The organism is Pseudomonas sp. MPFS (assembly GCF_022537035.1).
Classification (GTDB): Bacteria; Pseudomonadota; Gammaproteobacteria; order Pseudomonadales; family Pseudomonadaceae; genus Aquipseudomonas; species Aquipseudomonas sessilinigenes.
The window spans coordinates 6,384,926-6,402,450 of the sequence record NZ_CP066123.1 but is presented as its reverse complement, the minus strand read 5'-3'; the positions used below and the strand labels follow the sequence as shown (position 1 = coordinate 6,402,450).

Annotated in this window: 16 protein-coding genes; 3 read left to right on the top strand and 13 right to left on the bottom strand. The window is 60.9% G+C overall.

Annotated elements, in window-relative coordinates; genetic code table 11:
- Window positions 1–266: 266 nt before the first annotated feature.
- Window positions 267–482: a 30S ribosomal protein S21 gene (gene rpsU / locus I9018_RS29470; protein WP_002551877.1), complete on the bottom strand. Its 216-nt coding sequence runs from the start codon at window positions 480–482 to the stop codon at window positions 267–269.
- 202 nt (window positions 483–684) lie between these two features.
- Between rpsU and tsaD the strand changes: the two genes are divergently transcribed.
- On the top strand, window positions 685–1,710 hold the full coding sequence (gene tsaD / locus I9018_RS29465) for a tRNA (adenosine(37)-N6)-threonylcarbamoyltransferase complex transferase subunit TsaD (RefSeq protein ID WP_068575607.1): 1,026 nt from the start codon (window positions 685–687) through the stop codon (window positions 1,708–1,710).
- Between the two features lie 46 nt (window positions 1,711–1,756).
- Here tsaD and plsY read toward each other — a convergent pair whose 3' ends face one another.
- On the bottom strand, window positions 1,757–2,326 hold the full coding sequence (gene plsY / locus I9018_RS29460) for a glycerol-3-phosphate 1-O-acyltransferase PlsY (protein ID WP_068575605.1): 570 nt from the start codon (window positions 2,324–2,326) through the stop codon (window positions 1,757–1,759).
- Between the two features lie 74 nt (window positions 2,327–2,400).
- Here plsY and folB point away from each other — a divergent pair, with 74 nt between their 5' ends.
- Window positions 2,401–2,754 (top strand): dihydroneopterin aldolase, encoded by a 354-nt coding sequence (gene folB, locus I9018_RS29455; protein WP_068575603.1) that lies wholly within the window; start codon window positions 2,401–2,403, stop codon window positions 2,752–2,754.
- The gene (gene folK, locus I9018_RS29450) at window positions 2,745–3,260 is read left to right on the top strand and encodes a 2-amino-4-hydroxy-6-hydroxymethyldihydropteridine diphosphokinase (RefSeq protein WP_068575601.1); all 516 of its coding nucleotides are present in this window, start codon (window positions 2,745–2,747) and stop codon (window positions 3,258–3,260) included. Before folB ends, folK begins: the two co-directional genes overlap by 10 nt.
- Before the next feature lie 46 nt (window positions 3,261–3,306).
- Here folK and I9018_RS29445 read toward each other — a convergent pair whose 3' ends face one another.
- From I9018_RS29445 to I9018_RS29395, 11 genes are all read right to left on the bottom strand, one after another.
- Window positions 3,307–4,536 (bottom strand): multifunctional CCA addition/repair protein, encoded by a 1,230-nt coding sequence (locus I9018_RS29445; protein ID WP_241108158.1) that lies wholly within the window; start codon window positions 4,534–4,536, stop codon window positions 3,307–3,309.
- A gap of 65 nt (window positions 4,537–4,601) precedes the next feature.
- Window positions 4,602–6,164: a SpoVR family protein gene (locus I9018_RS29440; RefSeq protein WP_241108157.1), complete on the bottom strand. Its 1,563-nt coding sequence runs from the start codon at window positions 6,162–6,164 to the stop codon at window positions 4,602–4,604.
- A complete protein-coding gene (locus I9018_RS29435; protein WP_241108156.1) occupies window positions 6,161–7,435 on the bottom strand; it encodes a YeaH/YhbH family protein in 1,275 nt (424 codons plus the stop codon). Before I9018_RS29435 ends, I9018_RS29440 begins: the two co-directional genes overlap by 4 nt.
- A 121-nt stretch (window positions 7,436–7,556) precedes the next feature.
- Window positions 7,557–9,479, bottom strand: coding sequence for a PrkA family serine protein kinase (locus I9018_RS29430; protein WP_011063831.1), 1,923 nt, complete (start codon window positions 9,477–9,479; stop codon window positions 7,557–7,559).
- A 302-nt stretch (window positions 9,480–9,781) separates the two neighbouring features.
- A complete protein-coding gene (gene glpE, locus I9018_RS29425) occupies window positions 9,782–10,111 on the bottom strand; it encodes a thiosulfate sulfurtransferase GlpE (protein ID WP_068575596.1) in 330 nt (109 codons plus the stop codon).
- Window positions 10,112–10,142: 31 nt separating this feature from the next.
- Window positions 10,143–11,003 (bottom strand): symmetrical bis(5'-nucleosyl)-tetraphosphatase, encoded by an 861-nt coding sequence (locus I9018_RS29420; protein ID WP_241108155.1) that lies wholly within the window; start codon window positions 11,001–11,003, stop codon window positions 10,143–10,145.
- Window positions 11,003–11,383 (bottom strand): Co2+/Mg2+ efflux protein ApaG, encoded by a 381-nt coding sequence (gene apaG / locus I9018_RS29415; RefSeq protein WP_068575592.1) that lies wholly within the window; start codon window positions 11,381–11,383, stop codon window positions 11,003–11,005. The genes I9018_RS29420 and apaG overlap by 1 nt, the downstream gene beginning before the upstream one ends.
- A gap of 126 nt (window positions 11,384–11,509) precedes the next feature.
- The gene (gene rsmA, locus I9018_RS29410) at window positions 11,510–12,322 is read right to left on the bottom strand and encodes a 16S rRNA (adenine(1518)-N(6)/adenine(1519)-N(6))-dimethyltransferase RsmA (RefSeq protein WP_241108154.1); all 813 of its coding nucleotides are present in this window, start codon (window positions 12,320–12,322) and stop codon (window positions 11,510–11,512) included.
- Window positions 12,319–13,308, bottom strand: coding sequence for a 4-hydroxythreonine-4-phosphate dehydrogenase PdxA (pdxA, locus tag I9018_RS29405; RefSeq protein ID WP_241108153.1), 990 nt, complete (start codon window positions 13,306–13,308; stop codon window positions 12,319–12,321). The genes rsmA and pdxA overlap by 4 nt, the downstream gene beginning before the upstream one ends.
- A complete protein-coding gene (surA, locus tag I9018_RS29400; RefSeq protein WP_241108152.1) occupies window positions 13,305–14,627 on the bottom strand; it encodes a peptidylprolyl isomerase SurA in 1,323 nt (440 codons plus the stop codon). Before surA ends, pdxA begins: the two co-directional genes overlap by 4 nt.
- Window positions 14,608–17,433, bottom strand: a complete 2,826-nt coding sequence (locus tag I9018_RS29395; protein WP_241108151.1) for an LPS-assembly protein LptD — start codon at window positions 17,431–17,433, stop codon at window positions 14,608–14,610. The genes surA and I9018_RS29395 overlap by 20 nt, the downstream gene beginning before the upstream one ends.
- Between the last annotated feature and the right edge of the window lie 92 nt (window positions 17,434–17,525).

Sequence of the window (17,525 nt, the reverse complement as noted above, 5' to 3'; positions counted from 1 at the left end):
GTCGAGTGGGCTTCAAAGCTCACCAGGCCAGTACCGGGGAGGGCGCCTTGGGCGCAGGAATCAGTAAGGGTGTGCTCGTCGGTAGCCTTGGAAGGCTCGTCAGAAAAGACGTGCACCGCTGGCAAGAGCCAGGTCTGACGTGATGAAGCAGATTTGCCTGGGTCACCAGGGTGACTTCGGCGGTGAAGCATCAAGCGTGATCCGCAAATGCCATTAGCCCGGCTGAAGGCCGGGCTTGGCAGAAGCTTGCAGCGAACGTCTGTGTATTAGTACAGGCGTACGGCGCGGCGCTGTTCGCGCTGAACTTTCTTGGCGTGACGCTTAACAGCAGCAGCTGCTTTGCGCTTACGCTCGGAAGTCGGCTTCTCGTAAAATTCGCGGCTACGAACTTCAGCCAGAACACCGGCTTTTTCGCAGGAGCGCTTGAAACGACGCAGAGCTACGTCGAAGGGTTCGTTCTCTTTAACTTTGACGGCTGGCATCCAGAGCTACCTTCATTCATTACCGGGGTCAACGTTCTCGTCGTGAAAAAATCGCGGCTAAGATCGTCGGTTTTTAAGGGTTGCGGATGTTAACCCCTCGCCGCCAGGAATGCAAAGCCTCTGATCGAAAACCGCTGGTCGGGCGAGGGAGTGGCGACTATCATGCGCGCCTTCGAATTCAGCCCCTGCAAGGCGCAAACCCATGCTAGTACTGGGATTAGAAACTTCCTGCGACGAAACCGGCGTCGCGCTTTACGACAGCGAGCGAGGCCTGTTGGCCGATGCGCTATTCAGCCAGATCGACCTGCATCGCGTCTATGGCGGCGTGGTGCCAGAACTGGCGTCCCGTGACCACGTCAAGCGCATGCTGCCCCTGATTCGCCAGGTCCTGGCGCAAGCCGACTGCGTGCCCACAGAGATCGATGCCATCGCCTACACCGCCGGTCCCGGTCTGGTGGGGGCCCTGCTGGTAGGTGCCTCCTGTGCTCAGGCACTGGCCTTTGCCTGGGGGATTCCGGCCCTGGGGGTGCACCACATGGAGGGGCATTTGCTGGCGCCGATGCTGGAGGCACAACCGCCACAGTTTCCGTTCGTCGCTTTGTTGGTGTCCGGTGGGCATACCCAGCTGGTCAGGGTCGACGGTATCGGCCAATACGAACTGTTGGGCGAGAGCCTGGACGATGCCGCTGGCGAGGCTTTTGACAAGACCGCCAAGCTGATCGGCCTTAATTACCCTGGCGGTCCCGAGATCGCGCGCCTGGCGACCCAGGGCGTGCCGGGGCGTTTTGTCTTCCCGCGCCCGATGACCGACCGCCCAGGCCTGGAGTTCAGTTTCAGCGGCCTGAAGACGTTTGCCTTGAACACCTGGCAGCAATGCGTCAGCGCTGGAGACGACGGTGAGCAAACCCGTTGCGACATCTCTCTCGCCTTCCAGCAGGCGGTTGTGGACACTCTGACCATCAAGTGCAAGCGTGCCCTGAAGCAGACTGGCCTCAAGAGCCTGGTGATCGCCGGTGGCGTGAGTGCCAACAAGGCCTTGCGGGCTTCCCTGGAAAACATGCTCGCCGAGATGAAGGGGCATGTGTTCTACGCCCGGCCGGAATTTTGTACCGACAACGGAGCGATGATTGCCTACGCTGGCTGCCAGCGGTTGCAGGCGGGGCAAAAGGAAGACTTGGCGATCAGCGTCCAGGCTCGCTGGCCCATGGAGCAATTGTCGGCCTTGTGAGGGCCCAGCGCCGAGGTCGCCCGCTGAAGCGTTTCATTGGTGGGATTCAAAAATGCCGTTCGCGCCCGGCGAACAGGTCGCGTAGATTGCCGCGGTGGCGCCAGACGATCAGCAGCGTGAGTACGCTCATCGGCAACAGCGCCTCGGGTTCCTGCCAAGCCAGCAGTGGCAGGGTCAGGGGCGTAGCGATCAAGGCGGCCAGTGAGCTGGTGCGGGTCAGGTAGAAGGTCAGTCCCCAGGCGGCGATGGCCAGCAGGGCGGCCGGGGGATAGAGCCCCAGCAGCATGCCGGCGGCGGTGGCGACACCCTTGCCGCCACGAAAGCGGAAGTACAGCGGGAACAGGTGCCCGAGCACGGCGTAGAGCCCGATCCAGGCCTGTTGTTGCAATGACAGCCCGGCAAGATGGGCGATCAGCACGGGGACCAGGCCTTTGCACAGGTCCCCCAGCAGGGTCAGGATCGCGAGCTTCTTGCCGGCCAGGCGTAGCATGTTGGTGGCGCCGGCATTACCGGAGCCGCTCATGCGCGGATCGGGATTGCCCGTGACGCGGCTGAGCAAGATAGCGAAGGACAGAGAGCCGAGCAGGTAGGCGAGAATCGCCAGTGACCAAAACATGCTAACTATTCCGGGCGAGGACGCCCTGATTCTAACGGCGCATTGCGCCCTTGTCGTGCTGCGGAGAAGAGTGCTTGGACAGAGTGTTTATCGAGGGACTGGAAGTCGACACCGTGATTGGCGCCTACGACTGGGAGCGCGGCATTCGCCAATGCCTGCGCCTTGACTTGAGTTTTGCCTGGGACAATCGCCCGGCCGCCGCTGGCGACGACCTGACGCTGGCCCTGGACTACGCCAGCGTATCGGCCCGGATCCAGGCGTTTGCCGAGCAGGCCCAGTATCAGTTGGTGGAAACCTTTGCCGAGCGCCTGGCCGAGGTGCTGATGGGCGAATTCAATATTCCCTGGCTGCATTTGAAGCTGACCAAGCCCGGCGCCGTCCCGGCCGCCAAGGGCGTTGGCGTGGAGATCGAGCGCGGATGTCGCTGACTCAGGTATTTCTAGGACTTGGTAGCAATATCGAGCGTGAAGTCCATTTGCGGGCCGGACTCGATGCATTGGCTGGCTTCCTGGTGGACATGCGTTGTTCGGCCGTGTTCGAAAGCCAACCGGTCGGAATCAAGAGCGGGCCATTCTTCAATCTGGTGGTCTCGGCTTTTACCGACCTGCCCCTGATCGAACTGGATCGTCGCTTGAAGTTCATCGAGGCCGATAACGGGCGCTACGCCCCCGATCGCAAGGGGCTGCCGCTGGATATCGATGTGCTGCTCTACGGCGACCTGACCGGCAACTTCGATGGCTTGGTCTTGCCGCGTGCGGAAATCCTGAAGAACGCCTTTGTGCTGTGGCCTTTGTCGCTGATGGCCCCAGAGCGAGTGCATCCCCTAGCAGGCAAGAGCCTGGGGGCTCTCTGGGAAGAGGCGCAGATCGACCAGGTGTTGGCGCCCGTGGCTTTTGAGTGGCGTGGCGTGCAATTGACTCCGGCAGACCTCTAGGCCGGGGTTTATTCCATGCGGACAAGGCAACCTTGTCCGCATGTCTTCAAGGGGCGAACTGCTCTTTGTAGGCCTTGAGTGCTTTCAGGCGCTCCAGTCGCAGTGCTTCTCCCAATTGTGGCCCTTTGAAGCCTTGTTCCAACAAGGGCTGCACCGCTACCGCACGAGCGGCGCTGGCTGCGCCACGCAGGTAGTCGGCTTGCGGGTAGGGGCGGGACTCGAGGCCGAGCCGGCCGCGTGCGTCCATCTCGCAAGCGGCAACGAACTCCTCGAAGCGTTGCGGGCGTCGGAAGACGTCGAAGCTTTGCAGCAGCTCCAGCAGCGTCGAGGCCTTGAGTTCCTGGGCGCGGTGAGCGTGGGTGTGGTATTGGCCCACCAGCATTGCCAGCTCCTGGCATTCCCTGGGCACCTTGAAGCGTTCGTTGATTGCCTTGATCAGCTCCAGGCCGGCCTGCTCATGACCGATGTGCCGCGGCCATTCTTCCTGCGGCGTAACACCCTTGCCCAGATCGTGCAGCAGGCAGGCCCAGCGCACGCTCAGCGGTTGCCGGTGCAGGGCCGCTTGTTGCAGGACGCTCAGGGTATGCAGCCCGGTGTCGATCTCCGGGTGGTGAAGCGCCGGCTGGGGAACCCCGAATAGCGCATCGACCTCTGGCATCAGTTCTGCCAGGGCACTGCAATCATGCAGGACCTGGATAAAGACCTGGGGCTGATCCTCCAGCAGGGCGCGGGAGATCTCTTTCCAGCTGCGCTCTGCCGTCAGGGCCTGCAATTCGCCTGAACGACTGAGCTGGTGCATCAGTTCGAGGGTCTCTGGCGCGACGCGAAAACCCAGCCCGGCATAGCGCGCAGCAAAGCGGGCAACCCGTAGAACCCGCAGGGGATCTTCGGCGAACGCCGGGGAAACATGACGCAGCAGTCGGTCTTCTAGATCCTTCTGGCCGTTGTAGGGGTCAGTGATGGCCTGCTGCTCGTCCTCGGCCATGGCGTTGATGGTCAGGTCGCGGCGGATCAGGTCCTCTTCCAGGGTGACCTCGGGACTGGCATGGAAGGTGAACCCGCCGTAACCGCGCCCACTCTTGCGCTCGGTCCGGGCCAGGGCATATTCCTCGCCACTTTTGGGATGCAGGAACACCGGGAAGTCCGCACCGACCGGGCGAAAGCCCTTGTCGATCATTTCCTCGGCGCTCGCACCGACCACGACCCAGTCGATATCGGTAACCGGCCTGCCGAGCAAGCGATCACGTACCGCACCGCCGACTTTGTAAATCCGCATAAAAAACCTCCGTTAGCGCGACAGGATACCCCTTGTGGCGGCCTAACGGAGGCTTGTGGGGCCGCCTAGAGGTGGATGACTGCCAGGTCCAGGCGCCCGTAGTCGTTTTCCCCGTGGTCGTTCTTGGGCGGCACGTGGTGGGTCTTCATCACCTGGTCGCCTTGCAGGGTTTCCAGGTGGATGTCGAAGCCCCATAGCCGATGCAGGTGCTTGAGTACCTCGTCGGTGGATTCTCCCAGTGGTTTGCGGTCATGTTGCTGGTGGCGCAGGGTCAGCGAGCGGTCGCCGCGCCGGTCGATGCTCCAGATCTGCACGTTGGGTTCACGGTTGCCCAGGTTGTATTGAGCGGCCAGGGTCTCGCGGATGACGCGGTAGCCGCTTTCGTCATGGATGGCCGGGACCAGCAGGTCGTCCTTCTGATCGTCGTCCATGATGCTGAACAGCTTGAGGTCACGGATCACCTTGGGCGAGAGGTACTGCAGGATGAAACTCTCGTCCTTGAAGCTGCTCATGGCGAACTTGATGCTCGACAGCCAGTCGGTGCCGGCCAGTTCCGGGAACCAGCGGCGGTCTTCCTCAGTGGGCTCTTCGCACATGCGGCGGATGTCCCGGTACATGGCAAAGCCCAGGGCGTAGGGGTTGATGCCGTTGTAGTAGGGGCTATCGAATCCCGGCTGGTACACCACGCTGGTATGGGAGGCCAGGAACTCCATCATGAAGCCGTCGGTGACCAGGCCTTCGTCGTACAGGTCGTTCATCAGCGTGTAGTGCCAAAAGGTGGCCCAGCCTTCGTTCATTACCTGGGTCTGGCGTTGTGGGTAGAAATACTGGGCGATCTTGCGCACGATCCGCACGATCTCCCGTTGCCAGGGCTCGAGCAGCGGAGCGTGTTTCTCGATGAAATAGAGGATGTTTTCCTGGGGCTCTGCCGGGAACCGCGCATTGTCCTTGTCGCTATTTTTGTCCGCACCCTTGGGAATGGTGCGCCACAGATCGTTGATCTGCTTCTGCAGGTGCTCTTCGCGATCCTTCTGCCGGCGCCGTTCCTCTTCGGCGGAGATCGGATAAGGGCGCTTGTAGCGGTCGACGCCGTAGTTCATCAAGGCATGGCAGGAGTCGAGCAGATCCTCCACGGCGTCGATGCCGTGGCGTTCCTCGCATTGGGAAATGTACTGCTTGGCAAACACCAGGTAGTCGATGATCGAACTGGCGTCGGTCCAGGTGCGGAACAGGTAGTTACCCTTGAAGAAGCTGTTATGGCCATAGCAGGCATGGGCCACCACCAGGGCCTGCATGCAGATGGTGTTTTCCTCCATCAGGTAGGCGATGCAGGGGTCGGAGTTGATGACGATCTCGTAGGCCAGGCCCATCTGGCCACGGCTGTAGGATTTTTCTGTGCTGAGGAAGTGCTTGCCATAGGACCAGTGGTGGTAGCCCAGTGGCATGCCCACCGAGGCATAGGCGTCCATCATCTGCTCGGCGGTGATCACTTCGATCTGGTTGGGGTAGGTGTCCAGGGCATAGCGAGCCGCGATACGGCTGATTTCGCGGTCGTAGGCCTGGATCAGCTCGAAGGTCCATTCCGAGCCGGTGGAGATGGGCTGGCGTTTCTGCTCTCTGGCGGTCATGTCACTAACCTGCGCTGGAAGAGTTCACGGAAGACCGGATAGATATCTCCGGCCGAAACCAGTTGTTGCTGGGCAAACGTCTCGGGAAAGGCTTCGGCGATACGTTCGTACTCGAACCACAGGGCCTGGTGTTCCCGAGGCGTGATCTCGACGTAGGTGTAGTACTGCACGAACGGCATGATCTGGTTGATCAGGATATCGCGGCAGATGGGTGAGTCGTCATTCCAGTTGTCGCCATCGGAGGCCTGGGCGCAATAGATGTTCCATTCATTGCTCGGGTAACGTTCGGCCATGATCTCCTGCATCAGCTTCAGGGCGCTGGAGACGATGGTCCCGCCGGTTTCCCGCGAGTAGAAGAATTCTTCCTCGTCCACTTCCCGGGCGCTGGTGTGATGGCGGATGAAGACCACGTCGATCTTGTCGTAGTTGCGCTTGAGGAACAGGTACAAAAGGATGAAGAAGCGCTTGGCGATGTCCTTGGTGGCCTGGGTCATGGAGCCGGAAACGTCCATCAGGCAGAACATCACTGCCTTGGAGCTGGGATTGGGTTGCTTGACCAGCAGGTTGTACTTCAGATCGAAGGTGTCGAGGAATGGCACGCGATGAATTCGCGCGCTCAGGCGTTCGATTTCTGTTTCAAGTTCTTGTATGTCGCCGAAGTTGTCCGGTTCTTCGCGTTTCAGGCGAGCCAACTCCTCCTTGGCCTCGCGCAGTTTGGCGCGGCTGCTGCCGGACAAGGCGATGCGTCGCGCATGGGCAGAGCGCAGGGTGCGGATGATGTTGATCCGCGATGGGTTGCCTTCGTTGCTGATCCCGGCCCGCACTGTCTTGAAGGTATCGGTGCCCGTCAGGTTGCGCTTGACCAGGTTGGGCAGCTCCAGGTCCTCGAACATGAACTCGAGAAACTCCTCCTGGGTGATCTGGAAGACGAATTCATCCATGCCCTCGCCGGAGTTGCCGGCCTTGCCGCGACCACTTCCACCCCCTCCACCGCCTTGGGGCCTGGCAATATGTTCGCCGGCGGTGAACTCCTTGTTGCCTGGATGGACCACGGTCTGCTTGCCGCCGCGGCCGTGATGCAGCACCGGCTCGTCGATATCGCGCCCGGGAATGCTGATCTGCTCGCCATGCTCCATGTCGGTAATGGAGCGCCGGCTGACGGCTTCTTCGACGGCTTTCTTGATGTGGTCGCGATAGCGCCGCAGGAACCGCTGGCGGTTCACGGTGCTCTTGTTCTTACCGTTCAGGCGTCGGTCGATTACGTAGCTCATAGACCCCTCCGGGGAGCTTCAAGTCGTAAGCTTCAAGCTGCAAGTGAAAGCACCGTCAGATCCCCGAGTCGAGGCTCACGGCCTTTCTCCTGCAGCTTGTAGCTAGAAGCTTGCAGCTGCTTTACTGCGATTTCCTGACCCGCAGGTACCATTCCGACAGCAGGCGTACCTGCTTGTCGGTGTAGCCACGCTCCACCATCCGGGTGACGAAGTCGTTGTGTTTCTGTTGATCCTCCTTGCTGGCCTTGGCGTTGAAGCTGATGACCGGCAACAGGTCCTCGGTGTTGGAGAACATCTTCTTCTCGATGACCACCCGCAGCTTCTCGTAGCTGAGCCAGGTGGGGTTCTTGCCGTTGTTGTTGGCCCGGGCGCGCAGCACGAAATTGACGATCTCGTTGCGGAAGTCTTTCGGGTTGCTGATGCCTGCCGGTTTCTCGATCTTTTCCAGTTCTTCGTTGAGCGCCACGCGGTTGAGGATCTCGCCGGTTTCCGGATCGCGGTATTCCTGGTCCTGGATCCAGAAGTCCGCGTACAGCACGTAGCGGTCGAAGATGTTCTGGCCGTACTCGCTGTAGGACTCCAGGTAGGCCGTCTGGATTTCCTTGCCGATGAACTCGATGTAGCGCGGTGCCAGGTATTCCTTGAGGAAGCGCAGGTAGCGCTCGCGGGTTTCGGCCTGGAACTGCTCCTGTTCGATCTGCTGTTCCAGCACGTACAGCAGGTGTACCGGGTTGGCCGCCACTTCATGGGGGTCGAAGTTGAAGACCTTGGACAGGATCTTGAAGGCAAAGCGGGTCGAGAGGCCGTTCATGCCTTCATCGACCCCGGCGCTGTCGCGGTACTCCTGGATCGACTTGGCCTTCGGATCGGTGTCCTTGAGGTTCTCCCCGTCATAGACGCGCATCTTGGAGTAGATGTTGGAGTTCTCCGGCTCCTTGAGGCGCGAGAGCACGGTGAACTGCGCCAGCATCTTCAAGGTATCCGGGGCGCAATGGGCCTTGGCCAGGGAGCTGTTGAACAACAGCTTGTCGTAGATCTTCACTTCGTCGGTCACGCGCAGGCAGTACGGTACCTTGACGATATAGATCCGGTCGATGAAGGCCTCGTTGTTCTTGTTGTTACGGAAGGTGTGCCACTCCGATTCGTTGGAGTGGGCCAGCAGGATGCCGGTGAACGGGATCGCCCCCAGGCCCTCGGTGCTGTTGTAGTTGCCTTCCTGGGTCGCGGTCAGCAATGGGTGCAGCACCTTGATCGGCGCCTTGAACATCTCGACGAACTCCATCAGGCCCTGGTTGGCCCGGCACAGTGCCCCGGAATAGCTGTAGGCGTCGGCGTCGTTTTGCGGGAATTCCTCGAGCTTGCGGATATCCACCTTGCCCACCAGGGCCGAGATGTCCTGGTTGTTCTCGTCGCCAGGTTCGGTCTTGGCCACCGCGATCTGGTTGAGGATCGACGGATACAGCTTCACCACCCGGAACTGGCTGATGTCGCCACCGAACTCCGACAGACGCTTGGTCGCCCAGGGCGACATGATGGTGTTCAGGTAGCGCCGGGGAATGCCGAAGTCTTCCTCGAGGATGGCGCCATCTTCCGTGGCGTTGAACAGCCCCAGTGGCGATTCGAAGACGGGTGAGCCCTTGATGGCATAGAAGGGGACTTTCTCGATGAGCTGCTTGAGTTTTTCGGCCAGGGACGATTTACCGCCACCCACCGGGCCCAGCAGGTAGAGGATCTGTTTCTTCTCTTCCAGGCCCTGGGCGGCGTGGCGGAAGTAGGAAACGATCTGGTCGATGCACTCTTCCATGCCATGGAAGTCTTCAAAGGCCGGGTAGCGCCGGATCACCTTGTTGGAAAAGATTCGCGACAGCCTCGAGTTGGTCGAGGTGTCCAGCAGTTCGGGTTCGCCAATGGCCAATAGCAGGCGCTCTGCGGCCGAGGCATAGGCGCTGCGGTCCTTCTTGCACAGTTCGAGGTATTCCTGCAGGGAAAACTCTTCCTGGCGCGTGGATTCGAAGCGTTGTTGGAAGTGGCTAAAAATACTCATGACGTCACCTCGCTCGATACGTGGAGCCGGCTACGGATCAGTCAGTCAAGTGCTGGCATGCAACTGATGAAGTTCCAGTTGCTGTTTACCCCCCAGAACACTTTCAAAGCTATCGAGCTTGAAAGCTAGTACCGATGACCCGCTCGCCGGTGTACCGGCTCTCCCCTGATTTGGATGGCCTGTGGCTAAGGATAGTTCGGAATCGCAGAGGTCAAGGGCGGATGGCGGATTAGTTGCGCGCTACCGTTCGTCTGGTGTTGCGTCAGCCCGCGTAGATCACGGGCTAGAGCGGTAGAAAAAAATTATTCGGCGTTGCCCTGGGCGATTTCGGCCGGGTAGATGTTGCGCCACAGTTCGAAGCCTCCATCGAGGCTGTAAACGTCTGAGAAACCCTGGCTGACCAGGTAGGCCGCGGCGCTCTGGCTGGAGTTGCCGTGGTAGCACACGACCACTAGCGGTGCATCCAGGTCGGCTGCGCGAATGAAATCGGAAATGGAGTGGTTGTCCAGGTGCACCGAACCGCTGATGTGGTTCAGGGCATAGGTTTGCGGGTCGCGGATATCCACTACAACGGCGCCTTGTTCGCGCAGTGCCTGGGCCTGTTCGGGGGGGATACGTTTGAATTCGCTCATGGCGGACTCCTGGCTTGTCGGTCGGCTCCGTCTAGCAGACGGGCAGGGATTGGGTGGAGGCGGGCGCCACATGGCCATGGGCGTCGCAGTCGCAGTTCAGGCGCAGTCCGGTGTCGACGTTCATCAAGGTCATGGAGCCGCCCCAGACGCAGCCGCTATCCAGGGCAATGATCCCGGGTTCGTTGCTCTGGCCTTCGAGGGCTGCCCAGTGACCGAAGATGATCCTGATCTCCCGGGTCTTGCGCTCCTTGTGGCTGAACCAGGGGGCGTAGCCCGGTGGTGCCGTGTCCAGGCCTTCCTTGGTCTTGAGGTCGAGTTTGCCTTCACTGGTGCAGAAGCGCATGCGAGTGAAATAGTTGGTGATGACTCGCAGGCGGGTGATGCCCTTGAGGTCGTTGTCCCACTTCGCCGGGTCGTTGCCGTACATGCCCTCCAGGAAGGGTTCGAACAGGCTGTCGTCCTGCAGGGCGAGCTCGACCTCGGTGGCGTATTTCTGTGCTTTCTTCAGTGACCATTGGGGGGCGATGCCGGCGTGTACCAGGGCGGTCTTGCGTGCTTCGTCGTAGTGCATCAGCTTTTGCTGGCGCAACCATTGCAGCAATTCCTCGCAGTCCGGGGCTTCGAGGATTTCTCGCAGGGTGTCGGACTTTTTCAGACGCCCGACATTGCGCCAGGCGGCCAGCAGGTGCAGGTCGTGGTTGCCCAGCACGCAGACCAGCGAGTCGCGGATGGAGTACAGGTAGCGCAGGGTTTCCAGGGACTGCGGGCCGCGATTGACCAGATCCCCGACCAGCCACAACCGATCCCGAGCAGGGTCGAAGGCCACCTGCTCAAGCAGGCACTGCAGCGGTTCCAGGCAGCCTTGCAGGTCGCCAACGGCGTAGGTGGCCATCAGTGCAGCGCTCCGGGGACCGCAAGGCGGAACGGCGCGATGATGGCGTCGAATTGCTTGCCGTCCTCGGCCAGCATTTGATAGCTGCCCTGCATATTGCCAACCTGGGTGGTCATCACCGTGCCGCTGCTGTAGGTGTGGCTCTTGCCGGCGGCGATCAGTGGCTGTTGGCCGACCACGCCGGCGCCGCGCACTTCTTCCACATGGCCGTCGCCATCGGTGATCACCCAGTGCCGGGACAGCAGCTTGGCGGGCAGCGAGCCGTTGTTCTGGACGGTGATGGTGTAGGCGAAGGCGAAGCGATTCTGTTCGGGTTGCGATTGGTCGGCCAGAAAGTGGGTGACGACGCTGACGTCGACCTGATAGCGAGGATCGGACATGCAAAGGGCCTTTAGAGCAAAGCGGACGCGGGATAGAAGCTGACGCCGGTCAGTCTAGGTCAAGTAGCGGGTAGTAGACCAGCCATCCTGGCTGGCGTTCTGCCCGCTGTCGCTTGCCGGTAATTGTCAGTTGGCGGCGGGCTTGACCTGATCGGCCAACTGGTCGGCCAGGCGCACGAAGGCTGCCAGGTCGAGCTGCTCGGGACGCAGGCTGCCATCGACGCCGGCGGCCTCGATTTCGGCGCTGCTCAGGAGCGCCTTGAGGGTGTTGCGCAGGGTCTTGCGACGTTGGTTGAAGGCTTCGCGGACGATGCGCTCCAGCAGCTTGTGGTCCTTGGCGGGATGCGGCAGCACTGCATGGGGCACCAGGCGCACGATGGCCGAGTCGACTTTCGGGGGCGGATTGAAGGCGCCAGGGCCGACGTTGAACAGATGTTCCACGCGGCAGTGGTACTGGACCATGATCGACAAGCGGCCCCAGTCGCCACCGCCTGGGCCGGCGGCCAGGCGCTCCACCACTTCCTTCTGCAGCATGAAATGCATGTCGCGGATCAGGCTGGCGTTGTGCAGCAAATGGAAGATCAGCGGCGTGGAGATGTTGTAGGGCAGGTTGCCCACCACCCGCAGGCTGCCTGGCGCGGCACCCAGGGTGTTGAAGTCGAACTTCAGGGCATCGCCCTGGTGCAGCTTGAAGTTGCCGCGGCCAGCGAACTGCTGGTTGAGGATCGGCACCAGGTCCTTGTCCAGTTCCACCACGTCCAGTTGTGCACCGCTGCCCAGCAGGCCTTCGGTCAGGGCGCCCTGGCCCGGGCCGATTTCCAGCATGCGGTCCAGGGGCTTGGCGTTGATGGCCCGCAGGATGCGGTCGATGACGCCGGCGTCGTGCAGGAAGTTCTGGCCGAAGCGCTTGCGCGCCCGGTGCTGGTATTGCTCGGTCATATACGGTTCTCGGCCATCTGGTAGGCGGTTTCCAGGGCGACCTGCAGGCTGCCGGTATCGATCCTGCCGCTGCCGGCCAGGTCCAGGGCAGTGCCATGGTCGACCGAGGTGCGGATGATCGGCAGGCCGAGCGTCACATTGACGGCCGCGCCGAAGCCTTTGTACTTCAGCACGGGGAGGCCCTGGTCGTGGTACATCGCCAGCACTGCGTCGCAATGCTCCAGATATTTGGGGGTAAACAGAGTGTCGGCCGGCAACGGACCGCGCAGGTCCATGCCTTCTTGGCGCAGACGCTCCAGGGTGGGTTCGATGATGTCGATTTCTTCGCGGCCCAGGTGGCCGCCTTCGCCGGCATGGGGGTTGAGCCCGCAGACCAGGATGCGCGGTTGGGCGATGCCGAATTTTTGCTGCAGGTCGGCATGCAGGATCCGCGTGACCCGTTCCAGGCGCTCGCTGGTGATCGCATCGGCGATGTCCCGCAGCGGCAGGTGAGTCGTCACCAGGGCGACGCGCAGGCCTCGGGTGGCCAGCATCATGACCACTTGCTGGGTGTGGGTCAGGTCCGCGAGAAACTCGGTGTGCCCGGAGAAGGCGATCCCGGAGTCATTGATCACGCCCTTGTGTACTGGCGCGGTGATCATTCCGGCAAAATGCCCTTCCAGGCAGCCCTGACCGGCACGGGTCAGGGTCTGCAGGACGAAGGCCGCATTGGCCTGGTCCAGCTGGCCGCTGACCACCGGCTTGCCCAGTGGGGTATCCCAGACGTACAGGCTGCCTGCCGGAGCGGGGGTGTCCGGTAGGTGGTTCGGGTCCACCGGTAGCAGGTTGACGGCCACTCCCAGTTGCGCGGCCCGCTCGGTGAGCAGGTCGCGGCTGGTAATGGCAATCAGGGGATGCGGCTGGGGTTGCGAGGCGAGCAGCAGGCATAGGTCAGGGCCTATACCCGCCGGTTCGCCGGGTGTCAGGGCAAAACGTCTGGGGTTCACTGCGCGGCCTGTTCAGCGCCAGGCAGCTTGATCTCGACGTAGGCCTCGTCGCGAATCTGCCGCAACCAGGTCTGCAGCTCTTCGTCGTACTTGCGGTTACGCAGGACGGTCATGGCTTGCTGTTCACGAGCCTGACTGGTGCTGTCGGTGGCGCGACGGCCAAGGACTTCCAGGACGTGCCAGCCGTAAGGACTCTTGAACGGCTTGGACAGCTGGCCTTGTGGAGTCTTGGCCATCACTTCGCGGAACTCAGGTACCAGGGCGTTCGGATCGACCCAGTTGAGGTCGCCACCGTTGAGCGCCGAGCCCGGATCTTCCGAGTAGCTCTTGGCCAGTTCGGCGAAATCTTCACCGGAGCTGATGCGGTCGTAGAGTTTTTGCGCCAGGCGCTTGGTCTCTTCTTCGCTGCGAATCTCGCTTGGCTTGATCAAGATGTGGCGCACGTGCACTTCATCGCGCACCTGATTGCCGCCACCACGCTTGTCCAGCAGCTTGAGGATGATGAAACCGCCTGGAGTACGGGCTGGCTGAGTAATGTCACCCACGGCCATGGCACTCAGTTCACGGTCGAAGGGAGGTGGCAGTTGAGCGGCTTTACGCCAGCCCATGTCACCGCCTTCCAGGGCGTTGTCGCTACCGGAGCGGGCGATTGCCAGCTGGCCGAAGTCGGCACCCTGCTTGAGCTGCTGGTACACCTCCATGGCCTGGCGGGCAGCACTCTGGATCGCTTCGGAGCTGGCGCTTTCCGGCGTCGGGATCAAGATGTTGGCCAGGTGCAGTTCTTCGGAGAGCTGCATCTTGCCCAGGTCCGAGGCCAGGAAGTTCTTCACTTCCTGTTCCGATACCTGGATGCGTTCGGCCACACGGCGCTGGCGCACACGGCTGATGATCATCTCGCGGCGAACCTGGTCACGGGCGTCGTCATAGGACAAACCATCATGGGCCAGGGCGGCGCGGAACTGCTCGATGCTCATGCTGTTGCGCTGGGCAATGGTACCGATGGCCTGGTTCAGCTCTTCGTCGGTGATGCGGATGCCGGAGCGCTCGCCAATCTGCAATTGCAGGTTCTCGACGATCAGGCGCTCCAGGACCTGCTGTTCCAGGACGCTGGTAGGCGGCACACCACCGCCACGCTTGGCGATGGTCTGCTGGACTTCATGCACTCGTTGATCCAGTTGGCTCTGCATGACGACATCGTTGTCGACGATCGCCACCACCTTGTCGATGGACTGCACCGCAGCGCTGGCCGCAGTGCTCATGCTCAGGAACAGCGCGCCCAGCATCAGCGGGCGCAGACAATCAGAAAGCTTGGTCTTCACGTTCACGATAACCTTGGATGCCTTTGTCGAGGAAGCTCTCTACCTTGGTGCCCATGACGCCACCGAGACCCTTCAGAACAATTTGGAGGAAGATGCCGCGGTCGCCACTTTCGTTTTGCGGAGCGTTCTGACTGAACTCGTCGTACTTGACCCAGTAACGGTTGATCAGGCGCAGTTTCCAGCAGCAGTTGTCGTACTCGAAACCACCGAAGGCCTCGAGCGTGCGGTTGCGGTTGTAGTCGTACTGCCAACGGCTGATGACGTTCCACTGCGGCACGATCGGCCAGATCACCGAGAAGTCGTGCTGCTGGATCTTGTAGTAGTCCTTCACGTAGTTAGCTTGACCTGGAGTTCCGTAGTTGCCGCCCATTTCCCATTTGCCGGTGTTCTGGTTGTAACGAACCTGGTCGTTGCGATAGCGATAGCCGACGTTGACCACCTTGTTCGGGTTGTTTTCCGGCTGGTAGTGGAGCATAGCGCTGCCGGAACGCGGGCTGCGGCTGTCCGGGTCCCAGTTGTACTCGGCAGTGGTGCGCCAGTCGCGGTTGTAGCGGTATTCGTATTCCAGTGCATAAGGCGAGACGTTGGACCTGGCATCATCGCGGTCACGATAATCCATGCCGGGCAACTGGACGGTGCGGTCCTTGAAGTACAGGGCCTGGCCAATGCTGATGCGCTGGCGCTGGAAGCCGTTGTCTTCGATCCAGCGGCTGGTCACGCCCAGGGACAACTTGTTCTCGTCGCCGACGCGGTCGGAACCGGAGAAGCGGTTGTCGCGGAACAGCGATGCATAGTTGAAGGTGTATTCGCTGGTGTCGAACACCGGAATGTCTTCTTGGTTCTTCTCTGGAACATAGAGATAGAACAAGCGCGGTTCCAGGGTCTGGTTGTAGTTCTTGCCAAACCATTGGGTCTGGCGGTCGAAGTACAGGCCACCATCGATGCTGGCGATCGGTACGCCGCGGTTTTGGTTGCGACTGTAGTCTCCACCGATATAGCGGGTTCCGGTCGAGGCTGCGTAGTTACGCGCGGCGACAATGCCTTGTTTGCCCTTGCTATCCAAGTCTAGGTCGTACTGGGTGTACATGTACTTGAGGGACGGAGTCAGGTAACCATAGCTCCAGTTCAGTGGCAGGCTGACGCCGGGCTTGAGGTTCAGGCGGTTGCCATTGGCTCGAGCCAGGCCCGTTACGTTTTCGTCCAGACGGAGAGTGCCATAGGTACCAGTAACTGGGTCGAAAGGTCCGCCATCCTTATCCTTGAAATAGCCTGTTTGCAGGTCCCGCTCAAAGCGCACCACTTCGGTTTCATAGGTGAAGTCCAGGCCTTGCGGATGGTAAGGCAGGGCACCATTGAAGGTGATCTGCGGCAGTCGATCGTACGGTGTGATGTTGGAGACGGTGGCCAACTGATACGCCTGTACATTCAGGCGTGCAACGTAACTGTCGCCACGATAGGTCACGGCGCCTTGCTGGTTGACGTAGTCGGCGGACTTCACGCCGATCTGGTCGGTCTGCAGGTCCTGGAAGTAATACGGGTCGCTGATCTTGGTGTAGTCGACTTCGGTCATTAGCCGCGAATCGAGCCCACCCTTGTGCTGCCAGTTGAGCATGTAGCGGGTTTTTTCGGAGTCGGTCTGCTTACTCCGATCGTCGCTCTCGTCGTTCAGGTAGGCGCCGCCGAACTGGCCTTCGCTGTTCTTGGTCAGGTAGCGGAATTCGCCTTCCACCAACATGCCGCGCTTGGCCATGTAGCGCGGGTACAACGTGGCATCGTAGTTCGGTGCCAGGTTGAAGTAGTACGGAGTCACCAGGGTGAAGCCGCTATCGCTGTCAGTGCCGAAGCTTGGTGGCAGGAAGCCGGATTGACGGCGATCGTCGATCGGGAAGTAGATGTACGGGGTATAGAGGACCGGGAAGTCCTTGACTCGCAATGTCACGTTGGTCGCGGTACCGAAGCCGGTGGCCGGGTTCAAGGTGATGTTGTTGCCCTTGAGCTGCCAGGCGTTACTGCTCGGTTCGCAAGTGGTGTACGTACCGTCCTTGAGGCGGATGATGGCGTTTTCCGCACGCTTGGCGTACAGCGCGCTACCGCGTACCCGCGACTTGTGCATCACGTATTCGGCGTTGTCGACCTTGGCCTCACCGGTGTCCAGCTGCACGTCGGCGTGGTCGCCGACCATCAGCGTACCGTTGTCGCGGATGCGTACGTTGCCGCTCAGCTCGCCACGGTTCTCCGCCTGGTACAGGTTGGCCTCGTCGGCCTCGACCTGCATGCTGCCCTGGCGCATGACCACGTCGCCGGCCAGGGTCGCCACCTGCTGCTCCTGCTGGTAACGCGAAGCCTTGGCGCCGATGAAGGTCGGAGCATCACTTTTCTTCGTCGAATCATTCATGCCAGGACGAATTGGTTCGATATAGGCACCAGAGCAGTAAGGACCGGTCTCGGCCAGTTGCGCTGCGGTGAGCTTCTCGCGCGGTACCCAGTCGAGGTGGCTGTAGTCCGCGCTGCGGGACTTCAGGCCGCGGCCCTTGGCTTCGGTCACCAGGACCGGCTTGTCGCCGGCAACCTCGCCTGCAGTCCCGCTTTCGCTGGAGCTGATGGCATTGGCGTCATGGACCGGGCGCGGAGGCAGTTGGGCTGCACTGGTTTTTGGCGCACAGGCCCAGCCGCCGGACGCAGAGACCGAGCAGTCATACTGTTCCGCGGCGACCACGAAGGAAGTGGCTAGAGGTTGCAGGGCCAGCAAACTGCCGGTAACCAGCAACGGGAATTTTTTACGAAACGCGGGGGATTTCAATGCCATCTTATTAGTCCGGGCTTCCTGCGTGCCATCTGCCCGCGGTGTGGGCCGCACGCCTCTCGATGGTCTGAAAAAGATGCTGGATAATAAAGCAT